Genomic DNA, 23,485 nt, shown 5'->3' with positions numbered 1-23,485 from the left:
GGGCTTTTTTTTCGGCAAAAATTCAGGAGAGCTTTAACATGCGAGTGCTGAAATTCGGTGGGACCTCGGTAGCGAACGCGGAACGTTTTCTTCGCGTCGCTGACATTCTGGAAAGTAATGCGCAGCAGGGACAGGTTGCCACCGTACTCTCTGCACCTGCGAAAATTACCAACCATCTGGTGGCGATGATCGAGAAGACCATCAGCGGCCAGGACGCGTTGCCCAATATCAGCGACGCCGAGCGTATTTTCGACGAACTGCTGCAGGGGCTGGCGCAGCAGCAGCCGGGCTTCGACTATGACGGGCAGAAAACCCGCGTCGACCTGGAGTTCGCCCAGCTGAAACAGGTGCTGCACGGCATCAGCCTGCTGGGACAGTGTCCCGACAGCGTCAACGCCGCCATTATCTGCCGCGGCGAGAAGCTCTCCATCGCCATTATGGAGGCGCTGCTGCTGGCGCGCGGCCACGGCGTTACCGTGATCGATCCGGTGGAGAAGCTGCTGGCCGTCGGCCACTATCTCGAATCCACCGTCGATATCGCTGAATCGACGCGCCGCATCGCCGCCAGCCAGATCCCGCCACAAAATATGATCCTGATGGCCGGCTTTACCGCTGGCAACGAGAAGGGCGAACTGGTGGTGCTGGGGCGTAACGGCTCGGACTACTCCGCCGCGGTGCTGGCCGCCTGTCTGCGCGCCGACTGCTGTGAAATCTGGACCGACGTAGATGGCGTCTACACCTGCGATCCACGTCAGGTGCCCGACGCGCGCCTGCTGAAGTCGATGTCTTACCAGGAGGCGATGGAGCTCTCCTATTTCGGCGCGAAAGTGCTGCATCCGCGCACCATCGCGCCTATCGCGCAGTTCCAGATCCCGTGCCTGATCAAAAACACCGCCAACCCGCAGGCGCCGGGCACCCTGATCGGCGGCGAAGGGGAGCAGGACGAGAACCCGGTCAAGGGCATCACCAACCTGAATAACATGGCGATGTTCAACGTCTCCGGACCGGGCATGAAAGGCATGGTCGGCATGGCGGCGCGCGTCTTCGCCGCCATGTCGCGCACCGGCATTTCGGTGGTGCTGATTACCCAGTCCTCTTCTGAATACAGCATCAGCTTCTGCGTGCCGCAGAATGAGCAGGCGCGGGCGCGCCGCGTGCTGGAAGAGGAGTTCTACCTGGAGCTGAAAGATGGCCTGCTCGATCCGCTGGGGGTAATGGAACAGCTGGCGGTGATCTCCGTGGTCGGCGACGGGATGCGTACCTTGCGCGGCATCTCCGCTAAATTCTTTTCTGCGCTGGCGCGCGCCAACATCAATATCGTCGCCATCGCGCAGGGCTCGTCAGAGCGATCTATCTCGGTAGTGGTGAGCAACGATGACGCCACTACCGGCGTGCGCGTGGTGCACCAGATGCTGTTCGCCACCGATCAGGTGATTGAAGTCTTTGTGGTGGGCGTCGGCGGCGTCGGCGGCGCGTTGCTGGATCAGCTCTATCGCCAGCAGGCGTGGCTGAAACAGAAGCATATCGATCTGCGCGTCTGCGGCATCGCCAACTCGCGCGCGCTGCTGACCAACGTGCACGGCATCGATCTGAGCGACTGGAAAGGCGCGCTGAGCGAAGCCAAAGAGCCGTTTAATCCTGACCGCCTGACACGACTGGTGAAAGAGTATCACCTGCTTAACCCGGTAATCGTCGACTGCACCTCCAGCCAGGCGGTGGCCGATCTCTATGCCGATTTCCTCGGCGACGGTTTCCACGTGGTAACGCCGAACAAAAAGGCCAACACCTCTTCCTGGAACTATTACCAGCAGATGCGCGCCGCCGCTGCGAAATCGCGTCGCAAATTCCTCTACGACACTAACGTCGGCGCGGGACTGCCGGTGATTGAAAACCTGCAAAATCTGTTAAACGCCGGCGATGAGCTGATTAAGTTTTCCGGTATCCTCTCTGGTTCGCTCTCCTTTATTTTCGGCAAGCTGGACGAGGGCGTGTCGCTCTCTGCAGCGACAAAGCTGGCGCGCGAAATGGGCTTTACCGAGCCCGATCCGCGCGACGACCTCTCTGGCATGGACGTGGCGCGCAAGTTGCTGATCCTGGCGCGCGAAGCGGGCCATAAGCTGGAGCTGAGCGATATCGAGATCGAGCCGCTGCTGCCCGCCAGCCTGAACGAGATCGCCGATGTCGAAACCTTTATGCAGCGCCTGCCGGAGCTGGACAGCGCCTTCGCCGCGCGCGTCGCCGCAGCGCGTGACGAAGGAAAAGTGTTACGCTTCGTCGGCGCGATCGAAGAGGGCGGCGTCTGCAAAGTGAAGATCGACGCGGTCGACAGCAACGATCCGCTCTATAAAGTGAAAAACGGCGAGAACGCCCTGGCGTTTTACAGCCGTTATTATCAGCCGATCCCGCTGGTGCTGCGCGGATACGGCGCGGGAAATGATGTGACGGCGGCGGGCGTCTTCGCCGATCTGCTGCGCACCCTGTCGTGGAAGTTGGGAGTTTGATGATGGTAAAAATTTACGCACCGGCCTCGATTGGCAACGTCAGCGTCGGCTTCGACGTGCTGGGCGCGGCGGTGTCGCCGGTGGACGGCGCGCTGCTGGGCGACTGCGTCACGGTAGAAGCGGCGCCGCGCTTTTCGTTGCAGAACAGCGGACGCTTTGTCAGCAAGCTGCCGGACGATCCCAAAGAGAATATCGTCTATCAGTGCTGGCAGCGCTTCTGCGAAGCGATCGGCGAAGAGGTGCCGGTGGCGATGACGCTGGAGAAAAATATGCCGATCGGCTCCGGCCTCGGCTCCAGCGCCTGTTCTGTGGTAGCCGGCTTAATGGCGATGAACGAGTTTTGCGGCAAGCCGCTCAGCGACACCCAGCTGCTGACGCTGATGGGCGAGCTGGAAGGGCGCATTTCCGGCAGCGTGCACTACGACAACGTCGCGCCGTGCTTTCTCGGCGGCATCCAACTGATGCTGGAGGAGAACGGCATCATCAGTCAGGCGGTGCCGGGCTTCGACGACTGGCTGTGGGTGATGGCCTATCCGGGCATTAAAGTCTCCACCGCCGAAGCGCGCGCCATTCTGCCCGCGCAGTATCGCAAAGAGGATGTGATCAAACACGGCCGCCTGCTGGCGGGCTTTATTCACGCCTGTCATAGCGGTCAGCCGCTGCTGGCCGCTAAACTGATGCAGGATGTAATCGCCGAACCTTATCGCACCAAACTGCTGCCGGGCTTTGCCGAGGCGCGGCAGGCCGCCGTCGACATCGGCGCGCTGGCGTGCGGCATTTCGGGTTCCGGCCCGACGCTTTTCGCCGTTTGCAATCAGATGGAAACGGCGCAGCGGATGGCGGACTGGCTGCGCCAGCACTATCTGCAGAATGATGAAGGCTTCGTCCATATTTGCCGTCTTGATACGGCTGGCGCACGTAAACTGGGATAACGCATGAAACTCTATAACCTTAAGGATCATAACGAGCAGGTGAGCTTTTCGCAGGCGGTAAAACAGGGCCTGGGATCGCAACAGGGGCTGTTCTTCCCGCTTGAACTGCCGGAATTCGAGCTGACCGACATCGACGCGATGCTGGAGATGGATTTCGTCAGCCGCAGCAGCAAAATTCTTTCTGCCTATATCGGCGACGAAATCGCGCCGCATCAGCTGGCCGAACGCGTTAAAACCGCCTTTGCGTTTCCCGCGCCGGTGGCGAAAGTCAGCGACGATATCTCCTGTCTGGAGCTGTTCCACGGCCCGACGCTGGCGTTTAAAGATTTCGGCGGCCGCTTTATGGCGCAGATGCTCTCTTACGTTTCAGGCGCGGACGAGCAGATCACTATCCTGACAGCGACCTCTGGCGATACCGGCGCGGCCGTGGCGCACGCCTTTTACGGCATGGAAAACGTCCGCGTGGTGATTCTCTACCCGCAGGGCAAAATCAGCCCGCTGCAGGAGAAGCTGTTCTGCACGCTGGGCGGCAATATCGAAACCATCGCCATCGACGGCGACTTCGACGCCTGTCAGGCGCTGGTAAAGCAGGCGTTCGACGATGAAGAGCTGAAAAAGGCGATTGGCCTGAACTCCGCGAACTCCATCAATATCAGCCGTCTGCTGGCGCAGATCTGCTACTACTTCGAAGCGGTGGCGCAACTGCCGCAGGAGAAACGCAATCAGCTGGTGGTGTCGGTGCCGAGCGGCAACTTCGGCGATCTTACCGCCGGCCTGCTGGCGAAATCGCTCGGCCTGCCGATTAAGCGTTTTATCGCCGCCACCAACGCCAACGACACCGTACCGCGCTTCCTGCAGGGCGGCAGCTGGACGCCGAACGCCACGGTCGCCACGCTGTCGAACGCCATGGACGTCAGCCAGCCGAATAACTGGCCGCGCGTAGAGGAGCTGTTCCGCCGCAAAACCTGGCGCCTGACCGACCTCGCCTACGGCGCGGTGAGCGATGAGACCACCGAGGCGACGATGCGCGAGCTGGCGGAAATCGGCTATATCTCTGAACCCCATGCGGCTATCGCCTATCGTCTGCTGCGCGATCAGCTGCAGGAAGGGGAGTTCGGTCTGTTCCTCGGCACGGCGCACCCGGCGAAATTCAAAGAGAGCGTCGAGGCGATTCTCGGCCAGGCGCTGCCGCTGCCGCAGGAACTCGCGGACCGCGCCGGTCTGCCGCTGCTGTCGCACGCTATGCAGGCTGATTTCGCGCCGCTGCGCGCGTTTCTGCTGAAGGCGTAATCGCTGACGGCGCGAAGCGCGCTGGTTTGCCCGGCTGCCGGGCATTTATCGGCGCGACTCTGCGTTAGTTATAGACGAGGTTAAAGGTCGCCATACTGTCGGCCTTGCCTGCCGTAATCTGCGGCTCCGTCTGGATATATTGCGCTTTGAACTCCAGCGTCTGGGTCTGATTCGGTGTGTTAAGGGTCGCCAGCACGGGCAGTTGATCGGTAGGCGTATTGAGCGGCACCCGTCCGCCAGCGGCAACCTGCAGGCCGGAACCGTAGGAGAGCGCGACGCCGACGCCCGAGGCGGAGTCAGCCTGGGGCGTCAGCGCCAGCGCATCTTTATCCCCGGCGGCAGCCATGCCGAAGAAGCCGACTCTTACCGAGGCGCTGTTTTCGCACAGGATCTGAATCTGAAACGATTTTTCGCTGCCCGCTTTGCTGCCCACGCCGCTAAATTCGCCTTTACTGACTTTCCCCATGTCCACATTGATCGCCGACTGATTCGACGTTACCGCGCAGCTGCCATATTTCACGGTGAAGCTGGATAAAATAATCTTTGGTTTGTCGGCGATCGGCTGACTGCTGGCGGCGCTGTCGCCTGCCAGTAGCGTGGCGGTGCCAATCGGCGTTTCGGGCACGTTAGCGGGCTGATTACCCGGCTGGAGCGGGGAGCCTTGCGACGGGATTTTATAAAAGACCACGTAAGACTGCAGGGTCAGCGTATTGGCCTGATTGATTTGCGCGCTGGTCATCGAGCTGCAGACAGAGCTGCGTTTGCCTTTCGCCGTCGTATCGTAAAACAGGCCGGCACAGTAAGTGGGTTCTTTAAAACCGATGGCGAAACCGATGCCTTCGGTTCCCGCGATACGATAAATCGGCGTGGTGTGGCCGCCGGCCAGCGTCGCCTGCAGGCCACTCTCTTCGGCATCGATCGCATAGCCGATATCTTTGTAGTTCAGGCCGCTCTCCCCGCTGTTTTTGTTGCAGCTAAAGGCGTTGTTGTTATCCAGCGGCATCTGCGCGGAAATGGGCGTGCCGTCAGCGGCGCCGGGCAGATAGTTGACGTCGTGGGTCTGCACCACAATCTGGCTGACGCCGTGGCACTCCTCCTGGGCGAGCGCCTGCTGGCTGAACAGCGCCGCTAAAACCAGCAGCGGCGGAGTTATGAAGGGGATTACGTTCATTTGAAATTCCTGTTGGTTAGCGGCAGACGGCGGAGATCAGTTTGACCGGGCTGGCTGAAGGCGTGTTCGGCAGACGGAAGGGCGCCTTGCAGGTTTTCGCCACGCCGTCTTCTCGCCAGCTCAGCGTAATGGTGCCCTGCGCGGGCACGCCGCTGAGATAAAGCTGCCCTTTCTCGACGACGATGCCGCTGGTGCTGCTGCCTTTTCCCTGCGCCGGCAGATCCAGCTGCGCCGCCGCGCCGAAGGGCGGCGCCCCATCCCGATAGGCCAGCGTAAACAGCACCCGATTGCCGATATGGGTGGCGTAGTCGATCATCACCACCGCGCCGCGGGTGGGAATGGCGGTCTGCGTGCCCAGTTCGACGTCGACGTTATCCGGCAGCGTATCCGCTTCCAGTTCAATGCTGTTTTTGTGGTAGGGCGACAGCGACGGAACCACCGCATAGCCGCGCCGATCGGTGCTAACGTTGCTGGCGCTCTGGATGGTCACGTCGCTGGCGCCGGGCACCCGGACGATGCCGAAGGTGTCGCCCAGCGGCTGGCTCAGGGTGATGCCGTGCGCATGGGCGACGATGCCGCCCGCCAGGCCGTAGCTAAGCTGGCTGCTGCGTTTGTCATGACTGATGCCGAGGCTGGCCGTGCCGCGGCTGCCGCGATAGCTCAGCGAGGCGTTGCTGTTAACGTTCTGTCCTTTGCTGTCGTGACCCTGCTGCAGGCTGTAATAGAGGTTTTTGTTCTCCAGCATCGATCCTGACAGCGCCACCTGCTGGGAGGTATCGCCGCTGTTGTCGGTATTCATGCTGTAGCTGACCGAACTGTCCGGCAGCAGAGCGCTAAGGGGAATGCTGAGGTTAAAGGTAATGGCGCGATCGGCTTTTTTGCTGCCGCTGGAGTCGGTATAAAAGTAACCCACCCCCCAGGAGGCGCTTTTAAAGGTGCTGTAATAGCTGAGATGCAGCGTCCGCTCCTCGCTGCCGGTTCGCCAGTAACTCTGCATATAGGCTGCCAGGCTGAGGCTGCCGTAGTCGCCGAATCCCTGCGACACGGAGAGCTCTGAACGGCTGCGCTTGTTGTTAACAAAAGAGGTCGGACTCATCAGGGCGTTTGCTTCGCTGAATGAGTAAAAGCCGCCGGAGGAGTAGCGATAGTTTGCCATGCTGAAGGTGGTGTTGGTCGACGCGAAACTTTTCTGATACTGCAACCGCACCGACTGGCCGGCGCTGCGCCTGTTCTGAGGCAGCTCGGTTTTCGCCCAGCTCACATCCACCCCGACGGAACCAAAATCGCCAAATCCTTTCCCCAGCCCCGCCGCCGCGGAATGGTAGTTTTGCGCCACCAGCGCGCCGCCGAAAGCGGTGAAATCCATCGGCAGCCCGTAGAACAAGGTAGATTGCATAAACAGGGGCGAACGCAGCGGCGTGCTGCCAGCATAGTGATAGCGGCCGATGCTGACGCTGTAGCGCTTATGGCCCTGGCGGAGCATAAAAGGAATGGCGGAGTAGGGCTGGGTAAACTTGCGCTCCGAGCCGTCGCTCTCTTTGATGACGACTTCCAGATCGCCGCTTTGCGCCGTGGGATAGAGATCCCTGATCTCGAACGCGCCGGGCGCGACCTGAGTTTCATAAATGACGTAGCCATGCTGGCTTACCGTCACTCTGGCGTTACTGTGGGCAATACCATGAATAACCGGCGCGAAGCTGCGCTGACTGTCCGGCAGCATCGTGTCGTCAGACATCATCTGCATTCCGCGAAACTGCACGCTGTCGAACACCTCGCCGGAGGTATAGGTATCGCCCACGCGAAACTGACTGCGCAGCATTTTAATATCGCGCTCAAGATAAGTGGTTTGCGACTGCCAGTGACTGGTCAGATCGTAACGATAGGTAGAGGTATTGCGCAGACGCCAGGCGCCGAGATTGACGCCGCTGCGCAGGCTCAGCAGGGAAGATTGCCAGTCGCTACCCTCATTACGGGAGCGGGTGCCGGAAAGGGTGTAATCAACGAAGGCCGCCGGAACGCCCTCATCCCACCTTGCCGGATCGATATAGTCGCCTTTTTTTTCCGTCAGGGCGATTTGCGGAATACTGATCGTCAGCTGCTGCTGCGAAAAGTCGAACCGCGTCGAGGCGTCGGGGATAAAGTCGCCCAGCTCCTGTATCGTTTCGCCCTCTTTAAGCCGGTCGAAAGCGGAAAACGCGCGCACGTTGACGCCCATCTCCGCCAGCTGACGCACCGTCAGTAGCGGAACCAGCCCATTACGTCCTTCGACAAAGGTCACGTCGCGACTCTCCCAGACATTATTATTCAGCAAAACGGTGACGTGATAGGTGCCCGGCTGCTCGCCGCCTTCCCGGCTGAAATAGTGCAGATCGGCGGTTTTCTGCTGCTCCGAAGAGAACTCCAGCGCCGCGGGATTGAAATAATCCTCTGCAAAAGCGGTACGCGCCGGACTCATCAGTATCAGCACGCCAGGCAGACCCGCCAGCCAGGGATGCAGGGGATAAGCATGGCGTTTTTTCGCCTTAGAGGCGGCGTTGAGCGTCGGGATGCTTACTTTCACGTCGATATGTCCAGAGGCAATCCGCTTCGAGAAAGCTTTACGCTGCGCGGATCGGGAGAATTAACGGGTCTGCTCCGGCGTGGTGCCGCCAAAGTCGTTAATCGCCGACCAGGTCACGGGACCGGTACCGGCGGCTGTCCAGCGCCGATCTTCGCCTGGACCAATCATGCCGGGCTGCTGAATCTCATGGCCGCCGACGCTCAGGCGGTAAAAAGAGACGAAATAGGGCGTCGGGTTATGGCTAATGAGCTGATTGCCCTCGCGGCGAAACGTCAGCTGGCGCCAGGCCTCTGCGGGCGAGCCGGTTAATCCTTTGGGACGGTAAAAAAGTTTGAATTTAGATTTGATATTAATTTGCAGCTGATTGCTTTGATCGCGCGAAGAAGGCGCAATGGATTTAATGTTTAGCCAGAATACGGACTCGCGATCTTTCGGCAGCGGCAGACCGTTATAATTAATACGCAAGATATTCTCTTTTTCCGCGTCGAGACGGAATAGCGGCGGCGTCACGATAAAAGGCACAGGCGTTTTACTGTTATCACTATTTTCAACCCACGACTGCACCAGATAAGGCGTATCTTTATCCTCATTGGTTACGGTCAGCGTGGCTTCTTTTTTTCCTTCCTGGAAAACGACGCGCGTTCCGCCCATCACTATCCCCGCCTGCGCCGCGATGCTCAGCAGAGAGGCTGACAGGAGAACGAGAGGTCTGATTTTTTTTAAAATAAAAAATGTCATTGCGGGTGATCTTTTTCAGGAGGTCGCAGGCAGGGTTTCCCCTGCCGTCGATTAGTTGTAAACCATGACGAAATTAGAGGTGGCGTTCGCGGGTCCCGCGGCGATAGCTGCACCATCGCTTTTATAATCGGCGAAGAAATTCAGGTCGGCAGAACCGCCATCTTTGCCGCTGCCGGCGGTAACGCTAACTGGTTTTGAAATCGAGCCGATGGCCACCGGCGTGGCGCGGTCGGACTCATAGAGTTTGATACCGACGCCGGTCGCGGTACCGGTGGTTTTCAGCAGCGTGCTGTCGCTGCTATCTTTATCACCGTCAAACAGCACGGCCACGCTGGCGACCGACTGAGGGCAATTTTTCACTGAAATCTTGAAAGGGGTTTGCGTGGTCTCGGTGCGGCTTTCAAAGTAGGACTTCGCCCATTTGCCTAAATCCACGGTCTGGCTTTTGCTTGCCGCGGAAATTTCGCAGGAGACGTCGGTGATTTCGCCGGTAAATTTCACTTCGCCACCTGCGCCTTGAGTGCCCGCCTCTGCGCCCGGGTTGGTATGCATAGGCGACGCTCCGTCAGTGGGCGTCGCAAACGCCGCGCCGGAGGTCATCAGACCCGCCAGGAACACTGGCAGCACGCTGTTTTTAATCTTCATTGAAAACATCTCTTTTCAGTTCATGCAAAATAATCAGGGGAAACTTTTCCCTGTGGCCTAATTACATTTCAAAAGCAGCTATAGCCCTTGCTTTCCTGAGTGGGCTATCAGGCGCTTAGTATTCCTGATTTTTTATATATCGAGATTAAACAGGCGAAACTTTGATAAATAACGGCTGTTTTATTATGAAAGGATTGCACGGGATTAACTTTATTTAAAATTAGCTTGCCAATAAAATATCGATGTTAATTTTTTTTGAGGTTGTGTGAAGGGTGGTTATTCTATTAATACTTTTGTTGCTCAGGTGCTAATTAAATGGGAAATACCCGCGCCTGCCAGCACGAATATTGCTTCCAGGCTACGCCGCAGCTGAATCCAGCGCGCTTTTGCCGCCGCGCAGTCGGGCGGCAAAAGCCTGCGCTTATTTCTGCTCGTAACGCTTAAACACCAGCTCGTTTTCGCTGCTGCTCGCCTTATCGAAGAAGTAGCCGTCCACATCGAACTGCTTCAGCGCCTTGGGGTCGGTCAGGCGATGCTGAATGACGTAGCGGCTCATCAGGCCGCGCGCTTTTTTAGCGTAAAAGCTGATCACTTTGAACGCGCCGTTCTTTTCGTCGAGGAACACCGGTTTCACCAGACGACCTTGCAGCTGCTTTGGCTTAATCGCCCGGAAATACTCGTCCGACGCCAGGTTAATCAGCACGTCGTCGCCCTGTTCCTGCAGCGCGGCGTTGAGATGCTGCGTCAGCAGATCGCCCCAGAAGCTGTAGAGATCTTTACCTGCCGGGCTGGCGAGCTTAATGCCCATCTCGAGACGATAGGGCTGCATCAGGTCAAGCGGCCGCAGCACGCCGTACAGGCCGGAGAGCATGCGCAAATGCTGCTGGGCGAAGTCGAAATCCGCTTCGCTAAAGCTCTCCGCCTGCAGGCCGGTGTAGACGTCGCCTTTAAACGCCAGAATCGCCTGGCGCGCATTCTCCGGCGTAAAGTCGGGCTGCCAGCTGTTGAAGCGTTCGGCATTCAGGTGCGCCAGCTTGTCGCTGATGCCCATAAGCGAAGCGATTTGCGCCGGTGAGAGATCGCGCGCCACCTCAATCAGCTGTTGTGATTTTTCTAACAGCGCGGGCTGGGTATAGCGCTGGGTCGCCAGCGGGCTGCTAAAATCAAGCGTTTTGGCGGGTGATATCACCATTAACATAGTCGCTTCCTCGGTTATCCTTTGTCGCTACAGGGAAATGTCACTTGTCAGGCCGCCGAGTGTAACAAAAAAGCCGCAGCGACAGGCAAATCGCAGCCATTCGTTCGCGCTATCGTAAACGGCATTTGGCGACCTTGCGCCTCGGTTGCTGCATGATATTATCGCAACAGCCTTTTTCACCCTGACATTACATAAGAGACAACAGACATGACGGACAAACTGACCTCCTTGCGTCAACTCACCACCGTTGTCGCCGACACCGGCGATATCGCAGCCATGAAGCTCTATCAGCCGCAAGACGCCACCACCAACCCTTCTCTGATCCTGAACGCCGCGCAGATCCCTGAATACCGCAAGCTGATCGACGAAGCGATTAGCTGGGCGCGCGAGCAGAACGGCAGCAAAGATGAGCTGATCTCGCTGGTGTCGGACAAACTGGCCGTCAACATTGGTCTGGAAATCCTCAAGCTGATCCCGGGCCGCATCTCGACCGAAGTCGACGCGCGTCTCTCTTACGACACCGAAGGCAGCATCGCCAAAGCGCGCAGCCTGATCAAACTTTACAACGACGCGGGCATCAGCAACGACCGTATCCTGATCAAGCTGGCGTCAACCTGGCAGGGCATCCGCGCGGCGGAGCAGCTGGAAAAAGAGGGCATTAACTGTAACCTGACGCTGCTCTTCTCCTTCGCACAGGCGCGCGCCTGCGCTGAAGCGGGCGTGTTCCTGATTTCACCGTTCGTGGGCCGTATCCTCGACTGGTACAAAAACAACACCGACAAGAAAGAGTATGCGCCGCACGAAGATCCGGGCGTGGTGTCGGTTTCTGAAATCTACAGCTACTACAAGCAGCACGGCTATGAAACCGTGGTAATGGGCGCGAGCTTCCGTAACGTCGGCGAGATCCTGGAACTGGCGGGCTGCGATCGCCTGACCATTTCTCCGGCGCTGCTGAAAGAGCTGGCGGAGAGCGAAGGCACGGTTGAGCGTAAGCTGAGCTACAGCGGCGACGTTAAAGCGCGTCCGGCGAAGATGACCGAATCTGAGTTCCTGTGGCAGCACAACCAGGATCCGATGGCGGTCGCGAAACTGGCGGAAGGCATCCGCAACTTCGCCGTCGACCAGGGCAAGCTTGAGAAAATGATCGCCGACCTGCTGTAATCCGTTACCGTGGCGGCCTGGCCGCCACGGTTTTCTCTTTGCCTCACTTTCTATTATCCTCTCTGCTATTCCTCTTTTGTCTTACCGCTTTGCGGTTAACCCGGGTAACAACATCATGGATACTTTACGCATTGGCCTGATCTCCGTTTCCGATCGCGCTGCGAACGGCATATATCAGGATCAGGGCATTCCGGCGCTGGAAGCCTGGCTAAGCAGCGCGCTGGCGACCCCTTTTACTACCGAAACCCGTCTGGTGCCGGATGAGCAGCCGTTGATAGAACAGGCGATCTGCGAGCTGGTAGACGAGCGTTTCTGCCATCTGGTGCTGACCACCGGCGGCACCGGTCCGGCGCGCCGCGACGTGACGCCCGACGCCACGCTGGCGGTGGCCGATCGCGAGATGCCCGGCTTCGGCGAACAGATGCGTCAGATTAGCCTGCAGTTTGTGCCCACCGCCATTCTGTCGCGCCAGGTCGGCGTGATCCGCAAACAGTCGCTGGTGCTGAACCTGCCGGGACAGCCGAAGTCGATTAAAGAGACGCTGGAAGGGGTGAAAGAGGCTGACGGCAAGGTGAAAGTGCCGGGCATTTTCGCTGCTGTACCCTATTGTTTACAGTTGCTGGAGGGGCCTTACGTCGAAACGCATCGCGACGTGGTAGCAGCTTTTCGTCCCAAAAGCGCCATAAAGCAGATAAATAACTAAAAATTCGTCATTTCAGGCATAGCCTCTGGCGAGGCTGGTGTAGTGAAAGATGGACGGTATAGTAAGCGTAAATTTACAAATCCACCTTTACCTCTGGAACCTGTACGCTTATGGATGCACATGCTGCCCATCGCCTGAAAAAACAAGATTACAAAACGCTGTCGCTGGCCGCGCTCGGCGGCGCGCTGGAGTTCTACGACTTTATCATTTTCGTCTTTTTCGCCGCAGTTATCGGCGAACTCTTCTTCCCGCCTGATATTCCTGACTGGCTGCGCCAGCTGCAAACTTTTGCGATTTTCGCCGCCGGCTATCTGGCGCGGCCGCTCGGCGGCTTGATCATGGCGCATTTCGGCGACAAGGTGGGGCGCAAGAAAATGTTTAGCCTGAGCATCCTGCTGATGGCGCTGCCGACGCTGGCGATGGGCGTGCTGCCCACCTACGATACGGCGGGCATCGCCGCGCCGCTGCTGATGCTGCTGCTGCGCCTGCTGCAGGGCGCGGCGATTGGCGGCGAAGTGCCGGGTGCCTGGGTGTTTGTGGCGGAGCATGTGCCGGAAAAGCGCATCGGTTTCGCCTGCGGCACCCTGACCGCCGGGCTCACGGCAGGGATCCTGCTGGGTTCGCTGGTAGCGACCGCCATCAACAGCAGCATGACGCCGCAGACGGTCGCCAGCATCGGCTGGCGTATTCCCTTCTTCCTTGGCGGGCTGTTTGGGCTACTGGCGATGTATCTGCGTCGCTGGCTGCATGAGACGCCGGTTTTCCAGCAGATGCAGCAGCGCAAAATGCTGGCTGATACGCTGCCGTTAAAAACCGTACTCACTCAACATAAAGGCGGCGTGCTGCTCTCTATGCTGCTTACCTGGCTGCTTTCCGCCTGTATCGTGGTGGTGATTTTAATGGCGCCTGCGCTGATGCAGAAACAGCATGCCATCAGCGCCGCGCTGAGTTTGCAGGCCAACTGTCTGGCGACGGTGATGCTGCTGGCGGGCTGCGTGATTGCCGGATGGCTGGTGGACTGGATGGGCGCGGCGAAAACCCTGATGGGCGGCTCGCTGCTGCTGGCGGTTTGCAGCTGGCATTTTTTCGCCAGCCAGACGCCGGATGGCGACGGCCTCTTCTTAAACTACGGACTGGCGGGGCTGAGCGTCGGCGTGGTAGGCGTGGTGCCTTATCTGATGGTGCGCGCCTTTCCGGCGCCGGTGCGCTTCACCGGCATCTCTTTCTCCTACAATGTTGCCTACGCCATCTTCGGCGGCCTGACGCCCATCTTCGTTACGCTGATCCTGCGCCTGACGCCGCTGGCGCCGGCCTGGTACGTGCTGGCGCTGGCGCTGGCCGGATTGCTGATCGGGGTATGGCTTTACAATGTCGAACGGCAGGGCGCGCTGGCGAGCGACACGCGCCTGTAGCCAGGCGCGTCAGGAGGGATTAGTCGACGGCGGCCGCTTTCGGCGTCGCCGCGGCGCGCTTCATGAGCGGCGCGGTTAGCAGGTAAACAAGGCAGGCGACGATAATCGAGTTGAAAACCGGCACGCCGCGCTCAACCAGCAGCCCGGTGGCGCTGCCTGCCACGCTGGCGATCAGCGCTGGCCAGCCGATAAGCCGCGAAGTCGCCGGCAGCGCGTTGCTGTCGCGGCTTTGCGCCAGCGTCTGGCGATCGGTCTTCAGCAGATAGTAATCCACAATCATCACGCCCAGCACCGGCGGGAAGATCACGCCCAACAGCTCCAGAAAATCGACGAAGCGATCGAGAATACCCAGCACTGAGCAGAGCGTGCCAAGAAAACCCAGCAGCAGGGTGATGACGCTGTAGCGCGGCTTAAAGCCAGTCAGCCCTTCCGTGGCGTTGGCGATGCCCAGCGCAGAGGAGTAAAGGTTGAGATCGTTAATGCGCAGGGTCGAAAAGACCACCGCGAACAGCCCCAGCGTGCTGGTCGTCTGGGTAATGATGGCGATGATGTCAGAAGTATGCAGCTCTTTCGCAATCAAAATGGCCAGTCCGTTAACGCCATACTCGCCCGCCAGAATGGTCAGCATCGTGATGGCGAAAACGTCTTTGCCGCTGCGTGAGAAGCGCGTTAGATCTGGCGTCATCAGGCTGGCGAGAATGGCGCCGCCAATCACCATGGTAATGGCGGCGCTCACGGTAATGGCCTCTGTGGCCGCAACCGGCGGAATAGTGCTGCCCGTCTGCCCGTGAAACGCGTGCCAGAAGATCCAGCCGACCAGCGCGATAAACAGCGGAACCGCCACGCGCGCGGTAAAGCGCAGCGCCTTAAAGCCAAAGGCGACCAGCAACGTCAGCACCGCGCCCGATAAGGAGGCGGACTGCGCGAAGCTCAGCTTGCCGTCCAGGGCGTAGCTCAGCGACCGGGCGAAAACCGCATTCTGAATGCCAAACCAGCCCAGCAGGCTGACGGCGACCAGCAAACCGATCAGAACCGAACCGTGGCGGCCGAAGCCGCACCAGCGCGCCAGCAGGCTGCCCGACAGACCTTCACGCATCCCGGCGTAGCCGAGCGCGAAAGTCAGAAAGCCAAACAGCAGGCTTGCCAGGGTAATGGCGGTAAAGGCTTCGCCGAGCGTCATGCTGTTGCCGAGCACGGCGCCGAGCATAAACTGATCGAGCGCGGTCAGCATGCCCATATGCACGATAGCGACGCTAAGCAGCGAGAGCCTTTCGCCCGCGGGCACCCGGCTCAACGGGTAGTCATCAAATTTACTCACAACAGGTTTTCCTTGCCGGTTTAAATAAAAGAGACGCCTTTGCTGAGTAGCTTCTCTGGCAGATAGTTCTCCAGCGACTCAGCGCGGCAGTACTGCTCGAACTGCTGCAGCGAATGCACGCCCGCTTTTTGATAGAGGGTGGCGATGCGATTGCCGATGGTTTTCACGCTAAGGTTGTAAATCCGGGCGATCTCTTTGGCGCTGAATCGCCTGAGCAGCAGAAAAATCACATCCAGTTCGGCGGGCGTAAACAGAGGGTGTTCGAGCTGAGTGTTCAGCACTGAGCTCTTTTGCGGATGAATAAACGTCAGTGCGGTAATACTTTCCACCGGACGCGCGTTCCAGATACAGCCCAGAAAAACGTTACGGCTATCAAAGACCGGGTATTTTTCGCTGATAAAAGGAGTGAGATAGTTTTTCCCATACCAGTAATGCGTTTCTATAACGGCGACGCACGCTTTCAGCGTTCTGGCTTTTTCGTCATGCTCGCAAAACTCATCGGCGCAATCGCTCCAGGGCGTGGGAAACTCATTATCTTTTTTTCCCTCTAAAGAATAATTTTTAGGCGTAGCGGTATATAAGCGCGCCGCGCTATTCATATAGAGATGTTGTGACGCCGCATCTTTAAAACCCCATGGCGTAGGTAATAGATCCATGGTGGTAGCAAAGGCGGCAAGAAAATCGTCGATACTGCGATATGGGCTGCCCATAGCGCCTCGCTGATTAGGTGCGGATTATAATCTTTTTGCCAGATAATAACGGGCAAAGCGCTGTGCGTAGCCATCCTGTTCGCCGTAGACGCGATAACCAAGCTTCTCGTAGAAGCCGCGCGCCTGAAAGCTTAAGGTATCCACCACCGCCATATGACAGCCGCGGCGGCGCGCTTCTTCTTCGGCTTTTTGCATCAGCTCGCGTCCGGTGCCGTGCTTGCGGTGCGCCTCGTCGATCCATAAATAGTGAATATCCAGCGTGCCGAACCAGGTGTGCGCCAGCAGCCCGCCCTGAATATGTTGTTCATCGTCATATAATATAACGTTGAGCGGCTTCATATTAACGTCGGCGAAGCGGCTATTATGCTGCCAGAGCTGTTGAATAATATATTCTTCAGTCTGACGATCCTCAATATGGCCGATCTTTATTTCCATATAATAATGTCCATATGATAAAAATTTGAAAAGAGCTGAGGGGATGTAAAATGCTCGGAATTTCCATTATTACCATGAGGTTCGTTCGGACGCAAGAGATAATATCCCCCCTGTGATTTAAGCCACTTAATATTATCATAGGGCCAGTTATTTGATGGTTATGGCAACGCGACTATTCGCCGACATCAGGGAAAAGAGAAAACAAGTTAGCTTTGCAATAATAACGACAATATATTTCTTCGGCTCCTTCGCTGAGCCGATCGCTTCACACTGCACTGAATCAACATGCTGTTCAACAGGCCGCGCTTTGCGCGGCTTTTTTCTTTGCGCAGCCAAAGGCGCGAAGCGCGAACGGCGCAGAAAAGCCGACGGCGAAAAAAAATTTTCTTTTAACCCTTGATGCGCTTCGAAGCGGCCCCATTTAGTTGTCATCGAGCGTTGTGAGCCCGGGAAAAAAAGCGAGTAATGGCGGTTGAAAGCCAACAAAGCGCCCGCATTAAGGGTTCACAACCCAAATTGACAAAGAATTTAAGTGGGAGACGTTTAGATGGGTAAGATTATTGGTATTGACCTGGGTACAACCAACTCTTGTGTTGCGATCATGGACGGCGGTAAAGCGCGCGTGCTGGAGAATGCCGAAGGCGATCGCACCACGCCCTCAATTATTGCTTATACGCAGGATGGCGAAACTCTGGTGGGCCAGCCGGCTAAACGTCAGGCAGTGACCAACCCGCAGAATACGCTGTTTGCTATCAAGCGTCTGATCGGCCGTCGTTTCCAGGACGAAGAAGTACAGCGTGATATCAAAATCATGCCGTATAAAATCACCTCGTCCGACAACGGTGACGCCTGGCTGGAAGTAAAAGGTCAGAAAATGGCGCCGCCGCAGATCTCTGCGGAAGTGCTGAAAAAAATGAAAAAGACCGCTGAAGACTACCTCGGCGAACCGGTGACCGAAGCCGTTATCACCGTTCCGGCCTACTTTAACGATGCGCAGCGTCAGGCGACCAAAGACGCCGGCCGTATCGCAGGTCTGGAAGTAAAACGTATTATCAACGAACCGACCGCAGCCGCGCTGGCTTACGGTCTGGATAAAGGCCAGGGCAACCGCACCATCGCGGTTTACGACCTGGGCGGCGGTACCTTCGATATCTCTATTATCGAAATCGACGAAGTCGACGGCGAAAAAACCTTTGAAGTTCTGGCCACCAACGGTGACACCCACCTGGGCGGCGAAGACTTCGACAGCCGTCTGATCAACTATCTGGTCGCAGAATTCAAGAAAGATCAGGGCATCGATCTGCACAACGATCCGCTGGCGATGCAGCGCCTGAAAGAAGCGGCAGAGAAAGCGAAAATCGAGCTCTCTTCTGCGCAGCAGACCGACGTTAACCTGCCGTACATCACGGCGGACGCGACCGGTCCGAAACACCTGAACATCAAAGTGACCCGCGCGAAGCTCGAGTCGCTGGTAGAAGATCTGGTCAGCCGCTCTATCGAGCCGCTGAAAGTCGCGCTGCAGGATGCGGGACTCTCTGTCTCCGACATCAACGACGTGATCCTGGTCGGTGGTCAGACCCGTATGCCGATGGTGCAGTCCAAAGTAGCTGAGTTCTTCGGTAAAGAGCCGCGTAAAGACGTTAACCCGGACGAAGCGGTTGCCGTCGGCGCTGCGGTACAGGGCGGCGTGCTGGCGGGCGACGTCAAAGACGTACTGCTGCTGGACGTGACCCCGCTGTCGCTGGGTATCGAAACCATGGGCGGCGTGATGACCTCGCTGATCAGCAAGAACACCACGATCCCGACCAAGCACAGCCAGGTCTTCTCAACCGCTGAAGACAACCAGTCTGCCGTGACCATTCACGTGCTGCAGGGTGAGCGTAAGCGCTCCAGCGATAACAAATCGCTGGGTCAGTTCAACCTGGACGGCATTCAGCCAGCACCGCGCGGCATGCCGCAGATCGAAGTCACCTTCGATATCGATGCGGACGGTATCCTGCACGTTTCGGCGAAAGACAAGAACAGCGGCAAAGAGCAGAAGATCACCATCAAAGCCTCTTCCGGTCTGAACGAGGACGAAATCGAAAAAATGGTTCGCGATGCAGAAGCGAACGCTGAATCGGATCGTAAGTTCGAAGAGCTGGTGCAGACGCGTAACCAGGGCGACCAGATTGCGCACAGCACCCGTAAGCAGCTGGAAGAAGCGGGCGATAAGCTCTCCGCTGAAGACAAAGCGCCAATCGAGTCCGCGCTGAGCGAGCTGGAAACCGCGCTGAAAGGCGAAGACAAAGAGGCGATCGACGCTAAAATGCAGGCGCTGATGCAGGTTTCCAGCAAGCTGATGGAAGCAGCGCAGCAGCAGCAGGCAGGCGGCGCGGATGCAGCCGACGCTTCTGCGAAGAAAGACGACGACGTGGTCGACGCTGAATTCGAAGAAGTGAAAGACAACAAAAAATAATTGCCCCTGACCGGGCGCGACGGTTGGCCTGACAGCCGTTGAAACCAGCACGGGCGTAGGAGATCTCTCCACGCCCGTGCGAGCATGTTAAGGGCTAAAAATGGCGAAGAGTGACTACTACGAGATTTTAGGCGTCTCCAAATCCGCAGACGAACGTGAAATTAAAAAGGCGTATAAACGCCTGGCGATGAAGTTTCACCCCGACCGTAATCCGGGTGACAAAGAAGCGGAAGCCAAATTCAAAGAGGTCAAGGAAGCCTACGAAATCCTGACCGACGCGCAGAAGCGCGCGGCATACGATCAGTACGGTCATGCGGCCTTTGAACAGGGCGGCATGGGCGGCGGTGGATTCGGCGGCGGCGGCTTTGGCGGCGGCGGCGCGGACTTCAGCGATATCTTTGGCGACGTCTTCGGCGATATCTTTGGCGGCGGTCGTCGTCAACGCGCAGCGCGCGGCGCCGATTTACGCTACAACATGGAGCTGACGCTGGAAGAAGCGGTGCGCGGCGTGACCAAAGAGATCCGCATCCCGACGCTGCAGGAGTGCGACGTCTGCCACGGCAGCGGCGCGAAGGCGGGCTCTCAGCCGCAAACCTGTCCGACCTGCCACGGCGCAGGCCAGGTGCAGATGCGTCAGGGCTTCTTTACCGTACAGCAGGCCTGTCCGACCTGTCACGGCCGCGGTTCGGTGATTAAAGATCCGTGCAACGCCTGCCATGGTCATGGACGCGTCGAGAAATCGAAAACCCTGTCGGTGAAAATCCCCGCAGGCGTCGATACCGGCGATCGCATTCGCCTTAGCGGCGAAGGCGAAGCGGGCGAGCAGGGCGCGCCGGCCGGCGATCTCTACGTTCAGGTATCGGTGAAGAAACACCCGATCTTCGAGCGCGAAGACAACAACCTTTACTGCGAAGTGCCGATCAACTTTGCCATGGCGGCGCTGGGCGGCGAGATCGAAGTGCCGACGTTGGACGGACGCGTGAAGCTGAAAGTCCCGGCTGAAACCCAGACCGGCAAGCTGTTCCGCATGCGCGGCAAAGGGGTGAAATCGGTGCGCGGCGGCGCGGTTGGCGATCTGCTGTGCCGCGTGGTGGTGGAAACCCCGGTCAACCTGAACGAGAAGCAGAAAAAGCTGCTGCGCGATCTGGAAGAGAGCTTCGGCGGTCCGACCGGCGAGAACAACAGCCCGCGTTCGAAAAGCTTCTTCGACGGCGTGAAGAAGTTCTTTGATGATTTAACCCGCTAATCCGTATCCGGTAAGCATAAAGCCAGCGCTCAGTCGCTGGCTTTTTTTATGCTGTTTTCGCCGCATAGAGCTTAAAGTTCCGTAAATAGATCTTTTAATAACCGAACAACGGTTTGTTAACTGTTATGATAGCCGCTGCTCTGGAATAGCACAGGTAATGAGTCGGGAGATAACGTGAATATTAAACTTAAAAAATGGCTACAGAATGATGCCACAAGCGGCGTCGTGCTTATCCTGGCGGCTGCGCTGGCGATGTTCCTGGCGAACTACGCTGGCACCCAGCAGGCTTATCAGAACCTGCTGGCCATACCGGTCGAGTTCCGCTTTGGAACGCTCGATATCAGCAAGAACCTGCTGCTGTGGATCAATGACGCGCTAATGGCGCTCTTCTTCCTGATGGTCGGCTTAGAGGTGAAGCGAGAGATGGTGATGGGGGCGCTGGCGAAGCGCGAGCAGGCCATTTTCCCGCTGATTGCGGCGCTGGGCGGCATGCTGATGCCGGGGCTGCTGTTTCTGGCGTTTAACGGCGCGGATGCGGCTACGCGCAGCGGCTGGGCGATTCCCACCGCCACCGATATCGCCTTCGCGCTGGGCATCCTCGCGCTGCTCGGCAGCCGCGTACCGCCGGCGTTGAAAATCTTCCTGATGGCGCTGGCGATTATCGACGATCTCGGCGCGATTGTGATTATCGCGCTCTTCTACACCAGCGACCTGTCGATGGCCGCGCTGGGCGTCGCCGCGCTGGCGATTGTGGTACTGGCGGCGATGAATCTGCTGAACGTGCGCAATACCGGCCTCTATCTGCTGGTGGGCATGGTGCTGTGGACCGCGGTGCTGAAATCGGGCGTGCACGCGACGCTGGCGGGCGTAGTAGTAGGCTTCCTGATCCCGCTGAAAAAGCAGGAGGGCCATTCGCCGGCCATTCATCTTGAGCATGCGCTTCATCCCTGGGTGCGCTGGCTGATCCTGCCGCTGTTCGCCTTCGCTAATGCAGGCGTGTCGCTGGATGGCGTGCACGCTGGGGATATCTTCTCGCTGCTGCCGCTGGGGATTGTCGCAGGACTGCTGATCGGCAAGCCCGTGGGCATCACGCTTTTCTGCTGGCTGGCGGTGAAATTCAGGCTGGCGACGCTGCCGCATAATACCCGCCTGGCGGATATCGCCGCGGTCGGTGTGCTGTGCGGTATCGGCTTTACCATGTCGATTTTTATCGCCTCGCTGGCCTACGGAGAGAGCAATCCGCAGCTTATTACGCTGGCGAAGCTCGGTATTCTGCTGGGATCGATTCTTTCTGCGGTAGCGGGATATGTGATTCTGGGACGGCGTCTGGCGCAGCGAACGGCTTAGCGTGAGTCTTCAAGAGTGCCGCTTCGGGCAGCGTCTGGATCAGGGCGCTTGCCTGAAGCAGGCGCTTGCTTAAGACGAAAAAAACCGGCTAAGCGCCGGTTCTTTTTACAAAGCGATGAACAAAGGCTTACGCCATTTTGTTGATCTGAGCAGTCAGGTTAGCTTTATGACGTGCAGCTTTGTTTTTGTGGATCAGACCTTTAGCAGCCTGACGGTCCACGATCGGTTGCATTTCGTTAAATGCGTTCTGCGCAGCAGCTTTGTCGCCAGCTGCGATCGCCGCGTATACTTTCTTAACGAAAGTACGCATCATAGAACGACGGCTCGCGTTATGCTTGCGACGTTTTTCAGATGTTACGGCGCGTTTCTTAGCTGATTTGATATTAGCCAAGGTCCAACTCCCAAATGTGTTCTATATGGACAAATCAAAGGCCGAGGACTATGCCTTTTGAGCCTTCTTTTGTCAATGGATTTGTGCAAATAAGCGTCGTTTTACAAACCACGCCCGGTTACGTAATTGATGGCGCAAGATTCTACCAGCTTCCCCTCGTTGAATACAGCCTTTCCCAACAAAATTCTCGGATAAACGGGCGGCATGCGTCGGGCCCTGATAAATGGCGCCTTCTGCGCAGGAAAGGTGTGGCTACGGGTTAACCTTAGCCGGTTTCAAGGGTATAATCCGCCGATTTCCACCGGTTTGAGTCAGCCATGAAGTTTATCCGCGGTATTCATAATCTAAACGAGCAGCATCGCGGCTGCGTCCTGACCATTGGTAACTTCGACGGCGTGCATCGCGGCCATCAGGCGCTGATGGCGCGCCTGTGCGAAGAGGGACGAAAACGCCAGCTTCCGGTGATGGTGATGCTGTTCGAGCCGCAGCCGCTTGAGCTGTTTGCCGGAGACAAAGCGCCGGCGCGCCTGACGCGCCTGCGGGAGAAGCTGAAGTTCCTGGCGGAGGCGGGCGTCGATCGCGTGCTCTGCGTGCGCTTTGACCGCCGCTTCGCCGCGCAGTCGGCGCAGTGTTTCATCACCGATCTGCTGGTGGATAAGCTGGGCGTTAAGTACCTGGCGGTGGGGGATGATTTCCGCTTTGGCGCTGGTCGTCAGGGCGATTTCCTGTTATTACAGAAGGCGGGTGCCGAGTACGGCTTTGACGTCGTCAGCACCGAAACCTTCTGCGACGGCGGCAAGCGCATCAGCAGCACCGCCGTGCGTCAGGCGCTGGCCGATGACGACTTAGCGCTGGCGCAAACGCTGCTGGGCCATCCTTTCAGTATCTCTGGCCGCGTCGTGCACGGCGATGCACTGGGACGCACTATCGGTTTTCCTACCGCGAATCTCCCTTTACGCCGCATCGTCTCGCCGGTGAAAGGCGTGTATGCGGTGGAAGTGCTCGGCCTGGGCGCGCCCGTTCCCGGCGTCGCTAATATCGGCACGCGACCGACGGTAAAAGGATTGCGCCAGCAGCTTGAAGTTCACCTGCTTGACATCAATATCAATCTGTATGGAAAGCACATTGATGTGGTGCTGAAGCATAAGATACGTAACGAGCAGCGCTTTGCCTCACTGGAGGCGTTGAAAGAACAAATTGCGAAAGATGTGGTAACCGCCCGGCGCTTCTTTGGGCTTTAACCCCGCAAAATACGGAAACGAGAATCTG

The 23,485-nt window shown here is 57.8% G+C and carries 20 protein-coding genes and 1 other annotated feature (1 of these 21 only partly in view); of the genes, 10 read left to right on the top strand and 10 right to left on the bottom strand.

Annotated elements, in window-relative coordinates:
* Window positions 1–13, top strand: a sequence feature (Thr leader region) (it extends 105 nt beyond the left edge of the window).
* A gap of 25 nt (window positions 14–38) precedes the next feature.
* From thrA to thrC, 3 genes are read left to right on the top strand one after another with little or no spacing between them, the layout of a single operon-like run.
* Window positions 39–2,501, top strand: a complete 2,463-nt coding sequence (thrA, locus tag PVE98_RS16870) for a bifunctional aspartate kinase/homoserine dehydrogenase I (protein ID WP_096073866.1) — start codon at window positions 39–41, stop codon at window positions 2,499–2,501.
* 2 nt (window positions 2,502–2,503) lie between these two features.
* Window positions 2,504–3,433 (top strand): homoserine kinase, encoded by a 930-nt coding sequence (gene thrB / locus PVE98_RS16865; RefSeq protein ID WP_096073867.1) that lies wholly within the window; start codon window positions 2,504–2,506, stop codon window positions 3,431–3,433.
* Window positions 3,434–3,436: 3 nt separating this feature from the next.
* Window positions 3,437–4,723, top strand: coding sequence for a threonine synthase (gene thrC / locus PVE98_RS16860; protein ID WP_033749414.1), 1,287 nt, complete (start codon window positions 3,437–3,439; stop codon window positions 4,721–4,723).
* A 64-nt stretch (window positions 4,724–4,787) separates the two neighbouring features.
* Here thrC and PVE98_RS16855 read toward each other — a convergent pair whose 3' ends face one another.
* The 5 genes from PVE98_RS16855 to yaaA form a co-directional block, all read right to left on the bottom strand.
* Complete coding sequence (locus PVE98_RS16855; RefSeq protein ID WP_033749415.1) at window positions 4,788–5,894, bottom strand: fimbrial protein; 1,107 nt, start codon at window positions 5,892–5,894, stop codon at window positions 4,788–4,790.
* Window positions 5,895–5,910: 16 nt separating this feature from the next.
* Window positions 5,911–8,454, bottom strand: a complete 2,544-nt coding sequence (locus PVE98_RS16850) for a fimbria/pilus outer membrane usher protein (protein WP_313619337.1) — start codon at window positions 8,452–8,454, stop codon at window positions 5,911–5,913.
* Between the two features lie 60 nt (window positions 8,455–8,514).
* Window positions 8,515–9,192, bottom strand: coding sequence for a molecular chaperone (locus PVE98_RS16845; protein ID WP_369799147.1), 678 nt, complete (start codon window positions 9,190–9,192; stop codon window positions 8,515–8,517).
* A 51-nt stretch (window positions 9,193–9,243) separates the two neighbouring features.
* Window positions 9,244–9,837: a fimbrial protein gene (locus PVE98_RS16840; RefSeq protein WP_096073869.1), complete on the bottom strand. Its 594-nt coding sequence runs from the start codon at window positions 9,835–9,837 to the stop codon at window positions 9,244–9,246.
* A gap of 421 nt (window positions 9,838–10,258) precedes the next feature.
* Window positions 10,259–11,035, bottom strand: a complete 777-nt coding sequence (gene yaaA / locus PVE98_RS16835) for a peroxide stress protein YaaA (RefSeq protein ID WP_096072550.1) — start codon at window positions 11,033–11,035, stop codon at window positions 10,259–10,261.
* 207 nt (window positions 11,036–11,242) lie between these two features.
* Here yaaA and tal point away from each other — a divergent pair, with 207 nt between their 5' ends.
* The 3 genes from tal to PVE98_RS16820 all read left to right on the top strand — a co-directional run bounded on the left by tal (window position 11,243) and on the right by PVE98_RS16820 (window position 14,311).
* The gene (gene tal / locus PVE98_RS16830; RefSeq protein ID WP_033749420.1) at window positions 11,243–12,196 is read left to right on the top strand and encodes a transaldolase; all 954 of its coding nucleotides are present in this window, start codon (window positions 11,243–11,245) and stop codon (window positions 12,194–12,196) included.
* A gap of 115 nt (window positions 12,197–12,311) precedes the next feature.
* Window positions 12,312–12,899, top strand: a complete 588-nt coding sequence (mog, locus tag PVE98_RS16825) for a molybdopterin adenylyltransferase (RefSeq protein ID WP_033749422.1) — start codon at window positions 12,312–12,314, stop codon at window positions 12,897–12,899.
* Between the two features lie 110 nt (window positions 12,900–13,009).
* Window positions 13,010–14,311, top strand: a complete 1,302-nt coding sequence (locus tag PVE98_RS16820) for an MFS transporter (RefSeq protein WP_096072551.1) — start codon at window positions 13,010–13,012, stop codon at window positions 14,309–14,311.
* A gap of 19 nt (window positions 14,312–14,330) precedes the next feature.
* Here PVE98_RS16820 and PVE98_RS16815 read toward each other — a convergent pair whose 3' ends face one another.
* From PVE98_RS16815 to PVE98_RS16800, 4 genes are all read right to left on the bottom strand, one after another.
* Window positions 14,331–15,629, bottom strand: coding sequence for a cytosine permease (locus tag PVE98_RS16815; protein WP_048782354.1), 1,299 nt, complete (start codon window positions 15,627–15,629; stop codon window positions 14,331–14,333).
* Between the two features lie 20 nt (window positions 15,630–15,649).
* Window positions 15,650–16,339, bottom strand: coding sequence for a PAS and helix-turn-helix domain-containing protein (locus tag PVE98_RS16810; RefSeq protein ID WP_033749426.1), 690 nt, complete (start codon window positions 16,337–16,339; stop codon window positions 15,650–15,652).
* 24 nt (window positions 16,340–16,363) lie between these two features.
* Window positions 16,364–16,774, bottom strand: a complete 411-nt coding sequence (locus PVE98_RS16805) for an N-acetyltransferase (RefSeq protein WP_033749427.1) — start codon at window positions 16,772–16,774, stop codon at window positions 16,364–16,366.
* 147 nt (window positions 16,775–16,921) lie between these two features.
* Complete coding sequence (locus PVE98_RS16800) at window positions 16,922–17,257, bottom strand: hypothetical protein (protein ID WP_096072552.1); 336 nt, start codon at window positions 17,255–17,257, stop codon at window positions 16,922–16,924.
* A 64-nt stretch (window positions 17,258–17,321) separates the two neighbouring features.
* Here PVE98_RS16800 and dnaK point away from each other — a divergent pair, with 64 nt between their 5' ends.
* The 3 genes from dnaK to nhaA all read left to right on the top strand — a co-directional run bounded on the left by dnaK (window position 17,322) and on the right by nhaA (window position 21,825).
* Window positions 17,322–19,232 (top strand): molecular chaperone DnaK, encoded by a 1,911-nt coding sequence (gene dnaK, locus PVE98_RS16795; protein WP_033749430.1) that lies wholly within the window; start codon window positions 17,322–17,324, stop codon window positions 19,230–19,232.
* 100 nt (window positions 19,233–19,332) lie between these two features.
* Window positions 19,333–20,478 (top strand): molecular chaperone DnaJ, encoded by a 1,146-nt coding sequence (gene dnaJ / locus PVE98_RS16790; RefSeq protein ID WP_033749431.1) that lies wholly within the window; start codon window positions 19,333–19,335, stop codon window positions 20,476–20,478.
* Window positions 20,479–20,652: 174 nt separating this feature from the next.
* The gene (nhaA, locus tag PVE98_RS16785; RefSeq protein WP_096072553.1) at window positions 20,653–21,825 is read left to right on the top strand and encodes a Na+/H+ antiporter NhaA; all 1,173 of its coding nucleotides are present in this window, start codon (window positions 20,653–20,655) and stop codon (window positions 21,823–21,825) included.
* Window positions 21,826–21,952: 127 nt separating this feature from the next.
* Here the strand turns inward: nhaA and rpsT are convergent, their stop codons facing one another.
* The gene (gene rpsT / locus PVE98_RS16780; RefSeq protein WP_033749434.1) at window positions 21,953–22,216 is read right to left on the bottom strand and encodes a 30S ribosomal protein S20; all 264 of its coding nucleotides are present in this window, start codon (window positions 22,214–22,216) and stop codon (window positions 21,953–21,955) included.
* 317 nt (window positions 22,217–22,533) lie between these two features.
* Between rpsT and ribF the strand changes: the two genes are divergently transcribed.
* Window positions 22,534–23,457 carry a bifunctional riboflavin kinase/FAD synthetase gene (gene ribF / locus PVE98_RS16775; protein ID WP_033749435.1) on the top strand — a complete coding sequence of 308 codons (924 nt, stop codon included), beginning with the start codon at window positions 22,534–22,536 and terminating at the stop codon, window positions 23,455–23,457.
* The last annotated feature ends 28 nt before the right edge of the window (window positions 23,458–23,485 follow it).

This window comes from Pantoea sp. GABEPS69, from assembly GCF_045780835.1.
Taxonomy (GTDB): Bacteria; Pseudomonadota; Gammaproteobacteria; order Enterobacterales; family Enterobacteriaceae; genus Pantoea; species Pantoea septica.
The sequence above is the reverse complement of the archived record's forward strand: the minus strand, read 5'-3'. Positions and strand labels throughout refer to the sequence as shown.